Source organism: Pseudomonas sp. SJZ080 (assembly GCF_007828295.1).
In the GTDB taxonomy this organism is placed as follows: domain Bacteria; phylum Pseudomonadota; class Gammaproteobacteria; order Pseudomonadales; family Pseudomonadaceae; genus Aquipseudomonas; species Aquipseudomonas migulae_A.
Genome location: NZ_VIUK01000002.1, coordinates 87,218 through 104,844 on the forward strand (window position 1 = coordinate 87,218; position 17,627 = coordinate 104,844).

The following is a 17,627-nucleotide window of genomic DNA, read 5'->3' on the forward strand; positions in this document are numbered from 1 at the left end:
TCCTGCGCCCGCCATTACTGGTACAAAACCCGTTCCTGTTGTGACGCCGGAGAACCTTGCAATGAGCCAATGGCCAGACACCCGAATTCTTGATCTGCTGGGGATCGAACTGCCCATCATCCAGGCCCCGATGGCTGGCGCCACCGGTTCGGCCATGGTGATTGCGGCGAGCAATGCCGGTGGCCTGGGCTCGATGCCTGCGGCGCTGCTCAGCACCGAGCAGTTGCGCGAAGAATTGAAGACGATCCGCCAACACACTCAGCGCCCGTTCAACGTCAATTTCTTCTGTCACCAGCCGCCGGCAGCCGATGAGCAACGGGCTCGGGACTGGAAGAATCTGCTGGAGCCCTACTACCGGGAACTGGGCGTGGATTTCGACGCGCCGACACCGGTGTCCAATCGCGCGCCGTTCGATAACGCGACCTGCGAAGTGATCGAAGAATGTCGCCCCGAAGTGGTGAGCTTTCACTTTGGCCTGCCGGAAAAATCATTGCTGGATCGGGTCAAGGCCACCGGCGCAAAAGTGCTGTCTTCGGCAACGACCGTCGAAGAAGCTATCTGGCTTGAGCAACACGGGTGCGACGCAATCATCGCCATGGGTTACGAAGCCGGAGGCCATCGGGGCATGTTCCTCAGCGACGATCTGAGCAGCCAGGTGGGGCTCTTCGCGCTGGTGCCGCAAATCGTCGACGCAGTGAAAGTACCGGTGATCGCTGCCGGCGGCATTGCCGATGCACGCGGCGTCGCGGCGGCATTTCTGTTGGGCGCTTCAGCGGTGCAAGTGGGTACGGCGTATCTCTTCACGCCGCAGGCCAAGGTCAGCGCCTCCCATCACAAGGCATTGCACACGGCCAAGGAAAGCGAGACCGCAGTCACTAATATTTTCACCGGCCGCCCGGCGCGGGGAATTCTGAATCGGGTCATGCGTGAACTCGGGCCGATGAGCGACAAGGCGCCGGCCTTCCCATTGGCGGGTGGAGCGTTGATGCCGTTGCGGACGAAGGCGGAAGCGGATTTCAGCAACCTTTGGGCCGGCCAGGCGTTTACGTTGGGGGTTGAGATGACGACGGCGGAGTTGACGCGGCGTTTGGCGGAGGAAGGGTTGGCTAAACTGCTGCGTCGTTAGGCACACAACCTGTGGCGAGGGGATTTATCGGAAGGCCGCACCACCCCGCTCGGCTGCAGCAGCCGCCAAGCGGTTGGAGGCAGGGCGAAAATGCGGGGCCGCTGCGCGACCCAACGGGGATAAATCCCCTCGCCACAACAAGCTTCATCTCCACACAAATCCTGGCATCAGATGCAATCCAGTTCCCACACATTCCGTTTGCAGGCATTTCGCTATATATTTATTTATATAGTGTTTACACCCCTCGCCGTACTTGCCTACCACGGAGCCGCTTCATGAACATTCGTGCCTCACGTTTTGCCCCAGCCTGCCTGGCGAGCCTGCTCGCGGTGTTCGCCATCGGCGCTGCCCAGGCCGATGAAGTCCAGGTCGCTGTCGCGGCCAATTTCACCGCGCCGATCCAGGCCATCGCTGCCGATTTCGAGAAAGACACCGGGCATAAACTGGTCACCTCCTTTGGTGCAACCGGCCAGTTCTACACGCAAATCAAGAATGGCGCGCCGTTCGAGGTGCTCCTCTCGGCGGACGACACCACCCCGCAAAAACTCGAAACCGAAGGCGACACCGTCAAAGGCTCGCGCTTCACCTACGCCGTCGGCACCCTCGCGCTCTGGTCGGCCAAAGAAGGCTACGTCGATGCCAAAGGCAACGTGTTGAGCGACAACCAGTACCGGCATCTGTCGATCGCCAACCCGAAAGCCGCACCTTATGGCCTCGCCGCCACCCAGGTACTGGCCAAGCTGGGCCTGACCGACAAGGTCAAGGATAAAATCGTTGAAGGCCAGAACATCACTCAGGCTTACCAGTTCGTATCCACCGGCAACGCAGAACTGGGCTTCGTCGCCTTGTCGCAGATCTACAAAGACGGCAAAGTGACCAGCGGTTCGGCGTGGATCGTTCCAGCCGACCTGCACGACCCGATCAAACAAGATGCGGTGATCCTCAACAAAGGCAAGGACAACCCGGCCGCCAAGGCACTGGTTGACTTCCTCAAGGGGCCGAAAGCCGCCGCTGTCATCAAGTCCTACGGTTACCAACTCTAAAATGACTCTATCGAGCGCCGACTTTTCCGCGATCTGGCTGACCCTAAAACTCGCGTCCCTGACGACGGTTATCCTGCTGATCATCGGCACTCCGATTGCGTTATGGCTGTCGCGCACCCAGTCCTGGTTGCGCGGCCCGGTCGGGGCGATCGTCGCCCTGCCCTTGGTGTTGCCGCCTACGGTGATTGGCTTTTATCTGTTGCTCGCGCTCGGCCCTAATGGCTTTGTCGGCCACTTCACCCAGTCATTGGGGCTCGGCACCCTGACCTTCAGTTTTGCGGGGTTGGTGATCGGTTCGGTGCTCTATTCGATGCCGTTCGTGGTCCAGCCGCTGCAGAACGCTTTTTCTGCCATCGGCACCCGCCCGCTGGAAGTGGCCGCGACCTTGCGCGCCAATCCCTGGGACACTTTTTTCAGTGTGATCCTGCCGCTGGCCCGACCGGGTTTCATCACCGCTGCGATTCTCGGTTTCGCCCACACCGTCGGCGAGTTCGGTGTGGTGTTGATGATCGGCGGCAATATTCCCGACAAGACCCGCGTGGTCTCGGTACAAATCTACGATCACGTCGAAGCCATGGAATATACCCAGGCCCATTGGCTGTCCGGGGCGATGCTGGTGTTCTCGTTTGCCGTGTTGCTGGCGCTCTACTCCAGCCGCAAAACCAAAGCGGGCTGGAGCTGATCGATGATTCATACCCGTCTGAAACTGAACTACCCGGGGTTCGCCCTGGATGTGGATTTGCAACTGCCGGGCCGTGGCGTCACCGCGCTTTACGGCCACTCCGGCTCGGGCAAGACCACCTGCCTGCGCTGCATCGCGGGCCTTGAACGAGCGGAAAACGGATTTATCCAGGTCAACGATGAAGTCTGGCAGGACAGCGACAGGAAGATTTTCGTCGCGCCGCACAAACGCGCGCTCGGTTATGTCTTTCAGGAAGCCAGTCTGTTTCCACATCTGTCGGTACTGGCGAATCTGCAATTCGGTCTCAGGCGAATCCCGAAACAACAACGCCGGGTCGACATGGCTCACGCGACTGAACTGCTGGGCATCGGCCATCTGCTGGATCGTCACCCACAAAACCTTTCCGGCGGCGAACGGCAGCGCATCGGCATCGCCCGAGCCCTGCTGACCAGCCCGAAGCTGTTACTGATGGACGAACCGCTGGCCGCACTGGATTCGCAACGCAAAAGCGAAATCCTGCCGTACCTGCAACGGTTGCACGACGACCTGGACATTCCGGTGTTGTACGTCAGTCATTCCCAGGATGAAGTGGCTCGACTGGCCGACCACATCGTCCTGCTCAGCCACGGCAAGGCACTGGCCAGCGGCTCTATCGGTGAAACCCTGGCCCGCCTCGACTTGCCATTGGCGCTGGGCGATGACGCTGGCGTCGTGATCGAGGGCCATGTCAGTACTTATGACGCGGACTATCAATTACTGACCCTGCAATTACCCGGCACCGCACTGAACATTCGCGTGGCACACACCCCGATGGACGCCGGCCAGGCGCTTCGCTGCAAGGTTCAGGCGCGTGATGTCAGCCTGAGCCTGCAAAGCGTCGAACACAGCAGCATCCTCAACCGTCTGCCGGTGACGGTGGTCAGTGAAATGGGCGCGGACAATGCCGCCCACGTGCTGATTCGACTGGACGCGGCCGGTACGCCGCTGCTGGCACGGATCACCCGCTACTCCCGGGATCAATTGAACGTGCACCCCGGCCAGCAACTCTGGGCGCAGATCAAAGCGGTGGCGGTGCTGGCGTAAATCCGCCGGCACGTCTGCAAAGGCGTGCGGTCAATGGCTGTAACGGCCCCTGATTCGTTGCCAAGGATTACCGCCATGCCCGATTCCGCATTGCCTGACGTGCTGCCGCCCGACCTGCACTACGTCGACGATACCCAGCCCGGCATCACTCGCAAGAAACTGCGCGGCAAGTTTTGCTACTTCGAACCCACGGGTCAGCGCATCACCGACCCGGATGAAATCAAGCGCATCAACGCCCTCGCCGTGCCCCCGGCCTACACCGACGTATGGATCTGCGCCGACCCGCGTGGGCACCTGCAAGCCACCGGCCGCGATGCCCGGGGGCGCAAACAATACCGTTATCACCCGCGCTGGCGCGAAGTGCGTGATGCCGATAAATACTCGCGCCTGCGGGACTTCGGGCAGGCCCTGCCGAAGCTGCGCAAACAGCTTGAGACGCTGTTGGAGGCGCCGGGTTTCAGCCGCGAGAAAGTCATGGCCACAGTCATTACCCTGCTGGATGCGACGCTGATCCGGGTCGGCAATACGCAGTACGCGCGGGACAACCGTTCCTATGGGTTGACCACCCTGCGCAACCGTCACGTCGAGGTCAACGGCAGTGCGATCCGGTTCCAGTTCCGTGGCAAGAGCGGTGTCGAACACCAGATCACCGTGAAAGACCGGCGCCTGGCGCGGATCATCAAACGCTGCCAGGAAATTCCCGGGCAAAATCTGTTTCAGTACCTGGATGAGAACGGTGAACGGCACACCGTCAGCTCCTCCGACGTGAATGCCTACCTGCAAACCCTGACCGGCGCTGATTTCACCGCCAAGGATTACCGTACCTGGGCCGGCAGCGCACTGGCGTTGGCGGTGCTGCGCGAATTGCAGTGGGAACCGGAGTCGGATGCCAAGCGTCATGTGGTGGAGATGGTCAAGAACGTTGCCAGGCAACTGGGCAACACCCCGGCAGTCTGTCGCAAATGCTACATCCACCCGGCAGTGCTCGAAGGTTTTCTACTGGGGGCATTGGCCGAGTTGCCGCGCCCGAGACCCCGCAAAGGTCTCAGGGCCGAAGAAGTCGGGCTGGCGATGTACCTGGAACGGATGATCGAAGCGTCTCAACCGACGAACTGACCTGTCCATTTTTTGCACGATCGCGAATGGCTTCTATAGTTGATGTGACAGAAATTAGCTTCGGTGACGCCATGGAAGACATTTTCGTTGTGCAGCGCTGCAACAAGATCATCATTCATGGTCGCCGAGCCGGGGAAGCCGGTCATCCACCACCCGACGCTAAAGTCTGGTATCGCATCGCCGATACCCGCACCCGTGGTTTCATCGGCGACGGCTATGAAGCTGAAGAAGATGCCCAACGCGTCTGCCGTCAACTCAACGCCCGATCGCAGGTGACGGCCCGACAAGGCTGAAGTCCGGGTCTATACTGAAATGGCTGAGGGACCAGCGACCCCATCGGCAGAAAGCTCGCTCCCAGCGGGCTTTTTGTTACCAATTACCAGGTTTCTTGAACGGAGGTGTTTGCCATGTCCGAAAAAGAGTCCATCACCACCCTGCTCACCCTGCTTGATTCCCGCCAGGCTCGTTTGGCCGCGGCGTGCAAGGAAATCGCCGACTGGGTCGATCATCAAGGCGGCCACCCGACCGCCCTCAGAATTCGTGATCGCCTGAACGACATCGAGAAGGATGCGCCACTGATTCGCAGCACGTTGTCCTCGCTCAAGCCTGTCGACCCGCCGCTGCCAAGGTTCAGATGAGATTCGATCTGGACCCGGATACGCGAACACGGTCTGATGGGCGCATGAACGGCGACGCTTTCGTCACCGTGCGCGTACTTGCCTGATCATTACTGCTGAAACCCACCCGACCTGGCGTCGGGATTTTTTTGCCCGGCCATTTCACACAGCGTTCACAAATCAAGCCGTACAGTGAACCCACTCCTTTTGATGAACCCCTTGGCCCGCCCGCATGCGGGCCATTTTTTTGCCCGCCGAACGTCACTGCTTGCGGAGGGTCCAACGATTACACGTCACCAAGGAGGCGTCTGATGGTTACTCACTTCAAAGTTGGCGGGCATCTGGCCTGCGGTCACAAAGGAAGCAAGCTCACCTCAACCACTGAACTGACCCGGGTGAAATGCAGAAGCTGCCGTAACACCGATGCGTTCAAGGATGCGCGCAAAGACCAGCGAAACGCTGCACGCCGCGCCGCACGCAAAGCCAAAGTCACTCACACTGCCAATGACTGGCGCGCTGCGTGGGTCCAGCGGCTGACCGCGATGCACGGGCTGCAACGATTGCCCCGTGGCTTTACCGGTCAACCTTTCGTTTAACGCACAGGCCTGGCGGTTGCGACGCCCTTCGTCCCAGCCGCCAACCCCGCTATTTCGCGCAAAGACATTCGCTTGAACGCCTCGACCAGTGCGCGTCCTTCTTCGGGTGCACAAGAAATGGCCAGGCGCACGGTCGCTTCGCCCAGGTGCCAGATCAAAAATGCCGAGGCCTGAACCTGCCCCGCGTCACTGCCTGGATACACCCGCAGAATCACGTCAGCCAATAGCCCGCCGGCAATCCGGCTTTCCTGCAGCTCCAGCGCCATGAGTTGTTTGTCTGCCTGCATGCCCGACCAGATGTCGCGCATTGCCGGTGTCACCCGCACGATCTCGTAATACTCGTCCAGCAACGCTGAAAAGGCCGCCTGCAGCCCTTGCGCGTCTTCAACCGCCACCAGCGCGGCTTCGATACAGCGACGGCTTTCGGCGTTGTAGCGCTCTGCCAGGGTCTGTATGACCGAACTTTTGTCGGGAAAGTACTGATAGAGCGAGCCGATCGAAATACCGCAGCACTCTGCGATTTCACTCATTTTTAGCTGATCGCTGCCTTTGCTCGCAGTCAATTGCGTCGCCGCCGTCAGGATTCGCTCCTGACGCTCGCGACTGCGCTGCTGTGTGGGATTGCGCCGGGCCGGCTCGGAGACAGACAGTTCGACGACTTCGGTGGTTTTTTTGGGCACTTGACGCGCTCTCCCAATCAATAACATGACATAGGCTCACCTTAGCACTGCCCGTACGTCAGTTTCATCGATTCTGCCGGTTGACGTTAAAACATGAGGGTTTATCATATTTAAAACATGAGCATTACTCACATCAAGTCAATGGAGATGAACACGATGAAAACCACCCAGGAAACCATCCTGATTCTCGGCGCAACGGGCAAAACCGGCAGGCGAATTGCTCAGCGATTGCAAGCGAACGGAGTGCCTGTGCGTCTGGGCTCTCGAGGAGCAAATCCGGCTTTCGACTGGGAGGATCGAAGCACGTGGGCAGCCGCGCTCGATGGCGTTCGCGCTGCCTACATCTCGTTTCAGCCAGACCTCGCAGTACCCGGCGCCGTTGAGACCGTGCAGGCATTCACCGATCAGGCGGTCAAGAGTGGCGTCCGCAAACTGGTGCTACTGTCGGGGCGCGGCGAAGTTGAAGCGGAACAAGCCGAACGCGTCGTTCAGAACAGCGGGGCCGACTGGACCATCCTGCGGGCCAGCTGGTTCTTCCAGAACTTCAGCGAGGCCCACTTTCTCGAACCGATTCTGCTGGGTGAACTCGCCCTCCCCGTCGGCAACATCGCCGAACCCTTTGTCGACGTGGAAGACATTGCCGAGATCGCGGTTGAAGCGCTGACCAAACCGGGACACGCAGGCCAACTGTATGAACTGACGGGGCCGCGAGCATTGACCTTCGCGGAGGCCGTCGCTGAAATTGCCCGTGAGACGCAAAGGGACATTGCGTTCGTTGCAGTACCGCCGGACGCCTATCGTCAGGCGCTGGAACAGGCACAGCTACCCGCCGAATTGACCGACTTGGTGCTTTACCTTTTCAGCACCTTACTCGACGGCCGCAATACGCCGGTGGCCGATGGCGTACAACGTGCTCTGGGTCGCCCGGCGCGGGACTTCAGCGACTATGTTCGACGCACTGCCGCCACGGGTGTATGGGCACGCGAAGATTAATATTGAAGCGCACTGAGCAGTCATGAAGCCATTCGGTGTGCATCAGCCTTCACTCAACTGATGCACACTGGATTCGTCAGTGACAAGCGGACGCCGAGCTTTAAGACGACATAGGTCTTTTTGGCGACAAACCGATTCCTCGACTAGGATTTCTAACGCACCGGAAACGCGCCAAACCTTAGTTTGGAGACTGATCAAGGAGAGATGAATGTCAGCGATTCGTATGGCGGAGAAAACCTACCGCACCTATTCCAGCCCGATCTTGCTGGAGCTTAAGGAGAGAGAGCATCAGCTGGAGCCGACAGATCGCCAGGCACTGCAAAATATTCTGGTGGAGAGACGGCTCGTTGACATCGGCAGCCCTACCGGCGTCGAACGGCGCGGAAAATAGAAAGCGATCAGCCTTGGAACAAGGGAGAGCTTGTAGGGCAACAATGATCGGCAGCGTCAAAAACCATGGAATTCCAACGTAGCGCACAATCCCTTCGAGGTGCGATTTTCTAACCGAATCTGTCCTCCCAGGCGAGCAGCGATCGCCTGGACGATGTTCAAACCCAAACCCGCGCCCTGATCATTGCCACGGCTGTAGAAACGCTCGAAAAGCCGATCACGGTCCCCCTCGTTAATCCCCGGTCCTTCGTCCTCGACAGACAGTTCGTAGTGATCGGCTTTTTTACTCAGCCTTACCGTGATCAAGCCGTTCTTCGGAGAAAAAGTTGCTGCGTTGGTCACCAGATTGTTCAAGGCGATATCGATGGCTGCGGAATCGACTTTGACAGGGCCGATATCGTCGCTGACATCGAAAGCCAGCTCGAGCCCCTTGTTCAACAACCAGGGTGTCAACTGAACCAGGCTAGCGCGCACGGAGGCAACCAGATCGATGGTGGGGGGCGTATGCATCGCTGATTGCGGTTCAAGTCGAGCCATGGTCAGCAATTGGTTGACCAATCGGCTGGCACGGTCGACGCCAGCGATCAAATGTTCGAGGGACTCGCGGCGATCGTCTTCACTTCCCGCCTCCATCAGATTCTGTGCATGGACCCTGAGCACCGCTAATGGCGTACGCATTTCATGGGCGGCGTCAGCGATAAAGCGCCGCTCACGTCCCATCACTTCCTGAATCTGCGCGAGCATGCGGTTGAGGGCCGCTTGCATGGGCTCAAGCTCAGTGGGCAACGGCGTCAGTTGCAAGGGTTCGAGTGAACCTGGATGCCGAGCCCGCAATGTCGCGGCCATATCGACCAACGGTTTCAAACCCCAGCCGATCGCCAGCCAGATCATGCACGCCAACAACAAACTGCCCAGGATATTGGGCCCCAGCGTATGGCGTACGATGCGGTCCACCAGGTCCGAACGCACGTCGTCTCGCTCGCCAACCCAGATGCGCAGGCCATTCTGTTTGTCTTCGAGCATGAACGCACGCCAATGACGGTTGTTCAGATCCACCACATCGCTGAATCCAGGCGTCCCCGGGGGCGTGCCGAAAGACGGCGCGCTGGCTGTATGCACCAGCACTTCACCCTTGGGACTCCAAACCTGGAAGGCAATCTTGGTTTCATAGGGGTGACCGTCGACTCTCGGCTCCGCTTCACTCAAGGCCTTGTTGAAGGCCTGATACAGATCGGCGTGTTCCTTGCTGGCCATGGGCATACGCATGACGCCCTGCAGCAATCGAGCGTTCTGAGCCAGCTGAGCATCATAGACTTCGGCGATTTCGTGATTGCTGTCGTGCAGGTTGAGCACGCTCATCATCGCAATACCGGCGAGCAACAGGCCGATGATCAGCGTCAGGGTGCGACGCCTGATCGAAGTCATCGGCGCTCCTCTACCAGATAGCCGACTCCACGGATGGTGCGAATCAAGTCGGTGGAGAATTTCTTGCGCAAGTGATGGATATGCACTTCCAGGGTATTGCTCTCGGCCTCCTCGCTCCAGCCATAGAGCAATTGCATCAAGTGATCGCGGGTCATGACTCGCCCCGGTGGCGAGAGCAATTCATGGAGCAACTGATACTCCTTGGGCGTCAGCGCCACCGGCTCCCCCCGATAGCTGACTTGCTGAGTACCGGGATTAAGGCTGATGCCGGCGTGTTCGATCAACACCTGGGCGCGCCCGGCGCTGCGCCGCAGCAACGCTCGCAGGCGAGCCTTGAGCTCAGCCAGATCGAAGGGTTTGATCAGGTAATCGTCAGCGCCGGCATCCAGTCCGGCGATACGGTCTTCGGTGGCATCCCGCGCGGTGAGGATCAGCACCGGCACGTTCGAGCCGCTGTCACGCAAACGCCGCAGCACCTCAAGGCCGTCCATGCGCGGTAAACCAAGGTCGAGCACCGCAAGATCGAAGTTTTCACTGAGCAGCGAGTGCAAGGCACTGCTGCCGTCTTCCACCCAGTCAACGGTGTAACCTTCTCGACCCAGGGCCTGATGGATGCCTTCACCCAAAGCCACGTCATCCTCGATCAGTAATAAGCGCACACGAACTCCTGTCAGTCGAGTTTCTTGTTCACGTCCACCAGCAACGCTTCGATCTCTTTGCGGCGACCGGCATCGGCGGTTTCCCGGCCAGGTCTGGGTGCCGCTTGCAGGGCTTTTTGCAAGGCCACCTTCGCGTCACCATAGCGCTTTTGACGGTAAAGGTGATCACCCCAGAAGTACAGGCTATCGATGCCATTGGGGTTCATTTGCAAGGCGACCTTGAGCAGTTGCTCTGCCTTGTCCGAGTCGCCGAAACCGATCGGCCAGCCCGGCACACGATCATACAATGCTCCCAGACTGGTGTAGGCCGAGCCTTGCAGGGCCTTGGGGTCCAGGGCCATGGCTTTCTCCAGATCAGCTTTTGCATCCTTGACCTTGCTCAACGCACCGAGCCCGCCCTGCGCTCCGGCCCAACTGCTGGTGACGATACCGGACCAGATCCAGGCTTCAGCCACCGACTGACGTTCGTGCGTGAACGCCGAGGCCTGGGCAGCAAGCTTTTCAAACGCCGCGGTGCGTTGGTCCTCAGGCACTTCGTATTGTATGTGAGCCCAGCTTTGCTGGATGCCAGCGAGACGTTGTTGATCGGCGGCGTCCAGCGCCCAGACACTTTGGCTCAAGGCACCGAAGAACAAGCAGGCAAATAGTTTTTTCATGGTTTGAGGTTCTCGTTTTCAGGCTTCTGACTCAGGCGACGGATCAGTGGCAACTGCTTGCGCAGACCGCGATCCACCAGGTTTGGCAACAGGCTGTTCAAACGCACGAAAAAGCGTTCCGGCCAGCCCAGGTACAAGTCGCGGCGGTCACCGGCAATGGCGTGAATCACCGCCGAAGCGACTTGTTGCGGGTCGTCGACACGGGATTTGAGGACGTCATTCAAGGCCTGCGCTGCCGGGCTGTTCATGTTGGTGCGGGTGGCACGGGGCGCGACGTACAACACGCCGACCCGGGTGTCGGCCAGTTCCCGACGCAGGGCTTCGGAAAAACCCCGCAGGGCAAACTTGGTGGCGCAATAGCTGGCGTAACCGGGGTAGCCGATGGAGCCGTAGGTCGAACCGACGTTCACCACCATCGCGCTTTGAGCTTGCTTGAGCAGCGGCAGCAATAACTTGGTCAGGCAGATCGGCGCGTCGATATTCACCGCCAGCATCGCGTGGATATCGCTGTCCTCCAGTTGTTCGAGCATGGCGAAGTGATTGACCCCGGCGGCGTTGATCAGCAGATTGATGCCGCCAATGGCTTCCGCCGCGGTTAGCACCTTGCGCCGCTCGGACAGAACGGTCAGGTCTGCGCCAACCCAGCACAGGTGTTGCGGATAGCGTTCAAGCAACGGCATCAGGGGTTGCTGATGCCGAGCCACCGCGAGCACCCGGGCGCCACTGGCACACAGGGCGCTGGCGATCGCCAGACCGATGCCACCGCTGGCACCCGTCAATACCACGCGAGCCTCAGACAGGCGCATGCAGGTTCTCCCCGTCACGCGGCAAGCCGCGGAACATGTCGGTGTACAGCGCGTACACCACTTTGGAGGCGTGAATCACGGCAGCCTGATCGGCCGGATCGTCGAGGGTATTCATCAGTCGGCGATAGGTCTGCATGTGTTCGATGTCCAGAGAACCATGGGAACTGAGGTAGCTGAAGGCGCTTTCCGGCAAGTCCAGTCGCTGGCGAATGCTGCCGGCAGCGTGGGTGGCCAGGGCGATACTGGTGCCTTCCAGCACGTTGACCATGCCGAACAGGCCGACCGGGTTGTCGCGAGCAATCAGGTCGTAAAGAAAGCTGACCATCAGTTCGATAGGCAATGACGGACGACCATCGCGTACCGCGTTCCTGTCACCGCCGCAGGCTTCGATATCGTCCAAGACCCATTGTTCATGACCGTATTCGTCTTCGATGTACTCGCACACCGCTTTACGCAGCCACTCCAGGCGCGTCGGCAGACGAGCGCCGCAGGCCATCATCAACGGCACTGTGTGGCGCACGTGGTAATAGGCTTGCGCGAGGAACGCCCGGTAACTTTCCAGGCTGACCTTGCCCTCAAGGGCATCGTGGATGATCGGCAGATTGAACAACGTTTGGCGTTCTTGTTGCGTGGCTTCTTGCAGCGTGTCGAAAAAACTCATGATGCGGATACCTCGGGAAATGCTGATTCAGTAAGTTGCGCCCGGTAACGCTCGACAATGGCGTCACGGCGCGGTCGGCCGTTGGCGGTGAGAAGGCCATTGGCGGGCGTGAAGGGTTGATCCAGACGGCTCCAGTGATGGACCTGGGCGTAATCGGGCAAGGCCTCGTTAGCCTGTGCGACGGCGGCGGCCAGCTCTTCGTCGGTGCAATCCGGGCGATGGGGCCAGAGCAACGCATGGTTGCCTGGCATGGCTTCGCCGTAGACGAAGGCCTGGGCGATATGGCGGCGCTGGGTCAATTCGGCCTCGACCCATTCAGGGTTGACGTTGCGCCCGAAACTGGTGACGAACTGATGTTTCTTGCGCCCTTTCAAGTAGAGAAAACCCTCAGGGTCGAATTCGCCGAGATCGCCGGTCGGCCACCATTCATCGGTGTGCGGCGCCTCCCCCAGATAACCGAGCAGGGTCGTGCCCTTGACCAGCACTTCGCCGTCCTGGGCGAGGCGAACCTCTACGTGGGGAAGTGGCTGGCCGACACTGCCGGGGCGCCGGGCTTCGGGGCGATTGAGGCAGACCACCGAGGCGCACTCCGACAATCCGTAGCCTTCGTACACCGGCAGACCGATCCGTTGCGCACGGTGCAGCAAGTCTTCGCTGACTCGCGCGCCACCCACCGCGGCAAAACGCAGCGTATAGGGGGAGAAGGCTTTCTGTTCGGCGGCGCTGACCAGCATCAACAGCAGTTGCGGCACCAGGATCAGACTTTCGGGGGCACGGGTGGCCAGGCAACCGAGCAGGCGTGGTACATCAACACCGCTGGCGCCCTGAATGCCCAAGGTTTTCTGGCTCGGCACGCTCAAGGTGGCACCGGCATACAACGCGGCATAGCAACCGAGGTTTTCCAGGAGGATCGCCAAGGGCAACAGGGCCATGTGATGTTGCGGGTCAGTGGGTTTGCTGGCCTGATCCAGTTGGCGTGCGACCGTTAAAAGGCTCTCGGCGCTGAGGCACACGCCTTTGGGTGTGCCGGTGGTGCCGGAGGTGAACGTCAGTTTGGCGGTGCCTTCCGGCATCCGGTTCGGGCCGCTGAAAGTGCGGCGCCAGAACTCCCCGTTTTTTTCATACCCGGCGCTTTGCAGTTCGTCCTCAAGCTCCGGCTCGGCAATCACCAGCCCGGCCTGGCTCTGTTCCAGGCAATGGAGGCGTTGCGCCGGACTGAAAAAAGGCGGCAACGTCAGGCAGGTCAAGCCTTCGAACAGGGCGGCCAGATCCCAGAGCATGGCTTCGACGCCATTGTCCAGCGCCAGGGCCACTACCTTGATTTTTTCATCGCGCAAGCGCTGCTGGCGGTACACCACTTCGGCGTACAGCGTGGCGTAATCCACTTTCAGCTGATCGCCCCACAAGGCGATGGCGCTGGTCTTGCGCTCGGCATGGCTGCGCAGGGTCTGTTTGAACCGCTGCAGTTCAAGCGACATGGCTGGATTCCTCGATGGACAACGGCAACCCCAGGCGATTGAACATGCCGATGTTGCGCAAATGGATGAAGCCCGCGCGAATGTTGCCGACGTGCACCCAGGGTTTGCTCTCGTAGTAACTGCCCCAGCTGTGGCGATCATCGCCCAGCCGCGAGGGATCGGCAGCGCAGAGGGTTACAGGCTTCAGGCCAAGGCGATGAAAGCTGTTCACCAGGCCGATATTGCCGGTGAACGCCACCCATTCCAGGCCCCCCATGGCCAGCAGGTAAGTTATGGCGATGATGCTCATTCGCGCACTGCCGGTGTCGCTGGCGGCCAGGTTGCCGACTTCGACGATGCCGCAGCGATCCACGGGACGGTCTGCAGCGGCACTGATCAGCGGCTCGATCGACTCGTCCAGATAACGTTCAAGAAACAACGACTCGTCGTTGGCCAGGCGCACACCGGCCACCGCACAGAGCGTGCCTTTTGCATCGCTCATGCCGAACAGCTCCGGCATGAAATGGCGTATATCGGCGCCGTGGGCCTTACGAAAGCGTTGCTGAATAAAGGCTTCGAAGATGGGGCGTTCGATGGTGTCCGGCAACGCTCTGGACAGGCTCATCGACGGTGTTTCGGCGTGGCCGAAGCGCAGGGGTAGAGGAATATTCCATTCAAAATCAGGCATTGGAAGACGCCTCCCGAGTAAGTGTGGGAGGAGTATCCAAGGGAATTCTTAACGGAGTCTGAAGGTGGGACTGAGTCAGAGTGCCGACGCTGTCTTCAGATTGCCTTAAGACTGGGAAGGCAGAGTTTGCGCCACTCGGCTCTACCGCCATGACACCCCGCAAGAGGCCCCCTATGACAAGTCACTCAGTACCACAGCGGTACGCAGCACTTTCGATCACCTTGCATTGGCTGATGCTCGCGCTGTTTGTGGGCGTCTATGGCTGTATCGAGCTCAAAGGCTGGCTCCCCCGCCAGCATCCATTGAAGGGCCCATTGCTGGGCACCCATGCACTGTTCGGACTGGCGATTTTCACCCTGGTGTGGGTCCGGTTACTCAGTCGCTTACAAAAACGTCCGCCCATCTCGCCCCGCCCTCCTGCCTGGCAGACCGCGTTGGCTCACCTGACTCATTTATCGCTTTATGCGCTGATGATCCTGACACCCCTGCTCGGCTGGCTGATGCTCAGTGCTGCCGGTAAACCGATACCGTATTTTGCTTTCACACTGCCCTCGCCAATCGCAATCGATCCCGATATGGCGAAGCAACTGAAATACTGGCATGAATGGCTGGGCACCGCCGGGTACTGGCTGATTGGCTTGCACGCCTGCGCGGGCGTTTTCCATCACTACTGGATGCGCGACAACACCCTTACGCGAATGCTGCCGGAACGCTTCCTGACCTGGCGTCAGGCCACAGAATCCCGCCAAGGACCTGCAAACCGTCACCAGCCTTAGACGAACGACATTCGCCCCCATCTTTCGCCTCTCTTCTGATTTAAATCAAACACGGACAGCCAGTTTCCACCGAAATTAGGAAACAGCGGACGCTACGGTCCACTGACATTTGTCAGGTTCTTGTTCCGTCGTGGCGGGCCTTCATGGATGACGCTCCGGTCCGGCCCGACTAACCAAGAGGAGATATGAAAATGGCCAACTCTGTGAAAAAGATGCCCGCTCGCAATGACGACAAAGCCAGTCAACATCCTGCGACGACAGATCCCTGGAAGCCCCTGGAAAGACTGCGGCAACAGGTCGATCACCTGTTCGAAGATTTCAATCGTGGATCGGGACTCTCACCCTTCGGCCGAGGGCTGTTTGATATCGAGCCATTCTGGCGGCGGGAGTTGATAGGGCAAGGCATGCCTGCCGTGGACATTACCGAAAAGGATAAAAGCTACGAAATCACGGCTGAACTGCCCGGTATGGACCAGAAGAACATCGAGCTCAAACTGTCCAACGGCAGCCTGATCATCAGGGGAGAAAAGAAAGAGGACAAGGAAGAAAAAAGAAAGGGCTCTTACCTTAGTGAGCGTCACTATGGTTCCTTCGAACGGGTGTTCAACCTGCCCAAAGGGGTCGATGCCGACAAGATTGAAGCGAACTTCAGCAAAGGCGTCCTGAGTATCTCGTTGCCGAAAAAACCCGAAGCCATGAAGGCCGACAAAACTGTGCCGATCAAGGCTGATTGACGCCCGGTTGTACAATGCCCCGGCCGTGAAAGCGGCCGGGGTTTTTTATTTGTCGCACCCTTTCACCCGGACCGGTTTATGGCGTGAGTTCAACGCTGTCACGATACTCCGGCACTGAAACCGACCACCCCAGTTCCAGACTGATACGCCGGCGCAGCACATCCGAGGCATTGGGTTCTCCGTGCACGACATAGGTGTGCCTGGGCGGCCGTTTGAACCCGCGCAGCCACTGCATGATTTCATCGGCGTCAGCATGCGCGGACAGGGTTTGCATCGGCACTACCTCGGCCCTGATCGGCACGTCCTTGCCGTGAATGCGCACCGAAGGAGCACCCGCGACAATTTGCGCGCCACGGGTACCGCCGGCCTGGAAACCCGGCATCAGCAGCGTGTTGATCGGATTGGAGGCCAGCGCCTTGAGGTGGTGGATCACCCGCCCCCCCGTGGCCATGCCGCTGGCAGCAATAATCACCGCCGGGGTGCGCTGGCGATCCAGCTCGATCGAGTCTTTGGTACTGCGCACGAACTTCGCGACGCGACACATACCTTCGCACTCCTCGAGCGATAACCGGTGTTCGCTGCGAAAACGCTGGTACAAACGCGTGACGTCCGTGGCCATCGGGCTGTTGAGATAGATCGGCACATCGGGAATAGCGTGTTGCTGTTTCAGACGATACAGGTGGTACATCAGCAGCTGGGCACGCCCTACTGCGAACGATGGCACCAAGGTGATGTCATGACGCAGCGTGGTGCGGGTGATGACGTCGGCCAATTGTGCCTGCGGCGACTCAGCCGGATGCTTGCGGTCACCGTAGGTCGATTCCACCAGCAGGTAATCCGCCTGCTCGACCGTTTCGGGAGCGAACATCAATGGGTCATCTGGCCGCCCCAGATCCCCTGAACAGACTAGCGTGATGCCATCGGCGATCACCTCCACCGTAGCCGCGCCCAATATATGCCCGGCGCAACGAAACTGGATGGTCATGCCCGGGGCAATGTAGACCCGATGATGCAACTCCACGGGGTGTAACAATTTCAGTGCCCGCTCGGCATCGTGCTCGGTATACAGCGGCAACGCCGGGTTATGCCGGGAGAAACCATGCCGATTGGCAAACTCGGCGGCCTCCTCCTGTAATCGGCCGCTGTCCAACAGCAGGATCCTCACCAGTTCACAGGTGGCGGGCGTGGCATACACCGGCCCGCGATAACCGCTGCGCACCAGTACTGGAAGGTAGCCGCTGTGATCCACGTGGGCATGGGTAAGAACGATGGCGCCGAGGTCACCAACCGGAAGCTGGAACGGGTCCCAATTGTGCAATCGCAGCTGTTTGTAACCCTGGAACAGGCCGCAATCGATCAGTACGCGTTGGTCGCGATGCTCCAGCAGGTATTTGCTACCGGTGACCGTGCCAGCCGCACCGAGAAATGTCATTCGCATG

At 59.5% G+C, this 17,627-nt stretch carries 21 protein-coding genes; 12 read left to right on the forward strand and 9 right to left on the reverse strand.

The features are described 5' to 3' along the window. The first annotated feature begins 61 nt into the window (after positions 1-61). The 8 genes from FBY04_RS02875 (at position 62) to FBY04_RS02910 (ending at position 6,263) form a co-directional block, all read left to right on the forward strand. Entirely contained in the window at positions 62-1,126 is a 1,065-nt protein-coding gene (locus FBY04_RS02875; RefSeq protein ID WP_145314460.1) for a nitronate monooxygenase family protein, read from the forward strand. 275 nt (positions 1,127-1,401) lie between these two features. After that, positions 1,402-2,169, forward strand: a complete 768-nt coding sequence (gene modA / locus FBY04_RS02880; protein ID WP_145314461.1) for a molybdate ABC transporter substrate-binding protein — start codon at positions 1,402-1,404, stop codon at positions 2,167-2,169. A gap of 1 nt (position 2,170) precedes the next feature. Further along, positions 2,171-2,851: a molybdate ABC transporter permease subunit gene (modB, locus tag FBY04_RS02885; RefSeq protein ID WP_145314462.1), complete on the forward strand. Its 681-nt coding sequence runs from the start codon at positions 2,171-2,173 to the stop codon at positions 2,849-2,851. Positions 2,852-2,854: 3 nt separating this feature from the next. After that, a complete protein-coding gene (gene modC / locus FBY04_RS02890; protein WP_145314463.1) occupies positions 2,855-3,934 on the forward strand; it encodes a molybdenum ABC transporter ATP-binding protein in 1,080 nt (359 codons plus the stop codon). Between the two features lie 75 nt (positions 3,935-4,009). Continuing rightward, positions 4,010-5,050, forward strand: coding sequence for a DNA topoisomerase IB (locus FBY04_RS02895; protein ID WP_145314464.1), 1,041 nt, complete (start codon positions 4,010-4,012; stop codon positions 5,048-5,050). 71 nt (positions 5,051-5,121) lie between these two features. Beyond that, positions 5,122-5,343: a hypothetical protein gene (locus FBY04_RS02900; protein ID WP_084319983.1), complete on the forward strand. Its 222-nt coding sequence runs from the start codon at positions 5,122-5,124 to the stop codon at positions 5,341-5,343. Positions 5,344-5,457: 114 nt separating this feature from the next. Continuing rightward, the gene (locus FBY04_RS02905; RefSeq protein ID WP_084319985.1) at positions 5,458-5,688 is read left to right on the forward strand and encodes a hypothetical protein; all 231 of its coding nucleotides are present in this window, start codon (positions 5,458-5,460) and stop codon (positions 5,686-5,688) included. 290 nt (positions 5,689-5,978) lie between these two features. Further along, positions 5,979-6,263, forward strand: coding sequence for a hypothetical protein (locus FBY04_RS02910; protein ID WP_084319987.1), 285 nt, complete (start codon positions 5,979-5,981; stop codon positions 6,261-6,263). On the opposite strand, the gene FBY04_RS02915 is transcribed toward FBY04_RS02910, so the two are convergent. Further along, positions 6,260-6,943 (reverse strand): TetR/AcrR family transcriptional regulator, encoded by a 684-nt coding sequence (locus FBY04_RS02915; RefSeq protein WP_371927688.1) that lies wholly within the window; start codon positions 6,941-6,943, stop codon positions 6,260-6,262. The genes FBY04_RS02910 and FBY04_RS02915 overlap by 4 nt on opposite strands. A 156-nt stretch (positions 6,944-7,099) precedes the next feature. On the opposite strand from FBY04_RS02915, the gene FBY04_RS02920 reads away from it, so the two are divergent. Then, on the forward strand, positions 7,100-7,936 hold the full coding sequence (locus FBY04_RS02920; RefSeq protein WP_084319991.1) for an NAD(P)H-binding protein: 837 nt from the start codon (positions 7,100-7,102) through the stop codon (positions 7,934-7,936). 208 nt (positions 7,937-8,144) lie between these two features. Beyond that, complete coding sequence (locus FBY04_RS02925; protein WP_084319992.1) at positions 8,145-8,327, forward strand: hypothetical protein; 183 nt, start codon at positions 8,145-8,147, stop codon at positions 8,325-8,327. Between the two features lie 56 nt (positions 8,328-8,383). On the opposite strand, the gene FBY04_RS02930 is transcribed toward FBY04_RS02925, so the two are convergent. The 7 genes from FBY04_RS02930 to FBY04_RS02960 are packed head-to-tail and all read right to left on the reverse strand — an operon-like array spanning position 8,384 to position 14,678. Then, the gene (locus tag FBY04_RS02930) at positions 8,384-9,751 is read right to left on the reverse strand and encodes a sensor histidine kinase (protein WP_145314466.1); all 1,368 of its coding nucleotides are present in this window, start codon (positions 9,749-9,751) and stop codon (positions 8,384-8,386) included. After that, positions 9,748-10,410, reverse strand: coding sequence for a response regulator (locus FBY04_RS02935; RefSeq protein ID WP_084319995.1), 663 nt, complete (start codon positions 10,408-10,410; stop codon positions 9,748-9,750). Before FBY04_RS02935 ends, FBY04_RS02930 begins: the two co-directional genes overlap by 4 nt. A gap of 11 nt (positions 10,411-10,421) precedes the next feature. Further along, positions 10,422-11,066, reverse strand: coding sequence for a hypothetical protein (locus tag FBY04_RS02940; RefSeq protein ID WP_145314467.1), 645 nt, complete (start codon positions 11,064-11,066; stop codon positions 10,422-10,424). Then, positions 11,063-11,872, reverse strand: a complete 810-nt coding sequence (locus tag FBY04_RS02945; RefSeq protein WP_145314468.1) for an SDR family oxidoreductase — start codon at positions 11,870-11,872, stop codon at positions 11,063-11,065. Before FBY04_RS02945 ends, FBY04_RS02940 begins: the two co-directional genes overlap by 4 nt. Continuing rightward, positions 11,859-12,533, reverse strand: coding sequence for a TenA family transcriptional regulator (locus tag FBY04_RS02950; RefSeq protein WP_145314469.1), 675 nt, complete (start codon positions 12,531-12,533; stop codon positions 11,859-11,861). Before FBY04_RS02950 ends, FBY04_RS02945 begins: the two co-directional genes overlap by 14 nt. Continuing rightward, complete coding sequence (locus tag FBY04_RS02955; RefSeq protein ID WP_084320003.1) at positions 12,530-14,011, reverse strand: AMP-binding protein; 1,482 nt, start codon at positions 14,009-14,011, stop codon at positions 12,530-12,532. Before FBY04_RS02955 ends, FBY04_RS02950 begins: the two co-directional genes overlap by 4 nt. Further along, on the reverse strand, positions 14,001-14,678 hold the full coding sequence (locus tag FBY04_RS02960) for a thermostable hemolysin (protein WP_084320005.1): 678 nt from the start codon (positions 14,676-14,678) through the stop codon (positions 14,001-14,003). The genes FBY04_RS02955 and FBY04_RS02960 overlap by 11 nt, the downstream gene beginning before the upstream one ends. A gap of 173 nt (positions 14,679-14,851) precedes the next feature. Between FBY04_RS02960 and FBY04_RS02965 the strand changes: the two genes are divergently transcribed. Both FBY04_RS02965 and FBY04_RS02970 read left to right on the forward strand, forming a co-directional pair. Further along, the gene (locus FBY04_RS02965) at positions 14,852-15,454 is read left to right on the forward strand and encodes a cytochrome b (RefSeq protein WP_084320007.1); all 603 of its coding nucleotides are present in this window, start codon (positions 14,852-14,854) and stop codon (positions 15,452-15,454) included. Positions 15,455-15,645: 191 nt separating this feature from the next. Continuing rightward, on the forward strand, positions 15,646-16,188 hold the full coding sequence (locus FBY04_RS02970; RefSeq protein WP_145314672.1) for an Hsp20/alpha crystallin family protein: 543 nt from the start codon (positions 15,646-15,648) through the stop codon (positions 16,186-16,188). 76 nt (positions 16,189-16,264) lie between these two features. On the opposite strand, the gene FBY04_RS02975 is transcribed toward FBY04_RS02970, so the two are convergent. Next, the gene (locus FBY04_RS02975; RefSeq protein ID WP_145314470.1) at positions 16,265-17,626 is read right to left on the reverse strand and encodes an MBL fold metallo-hydrolase RNA specificity domain-containing protein; all 1,362 of its coding nucleotides are present in this window, start codon (positions 17,624-17,626) and stop codon (positions 16,265-16,267) included. Position 17,627: the final 1 nt, after the last annotated feature.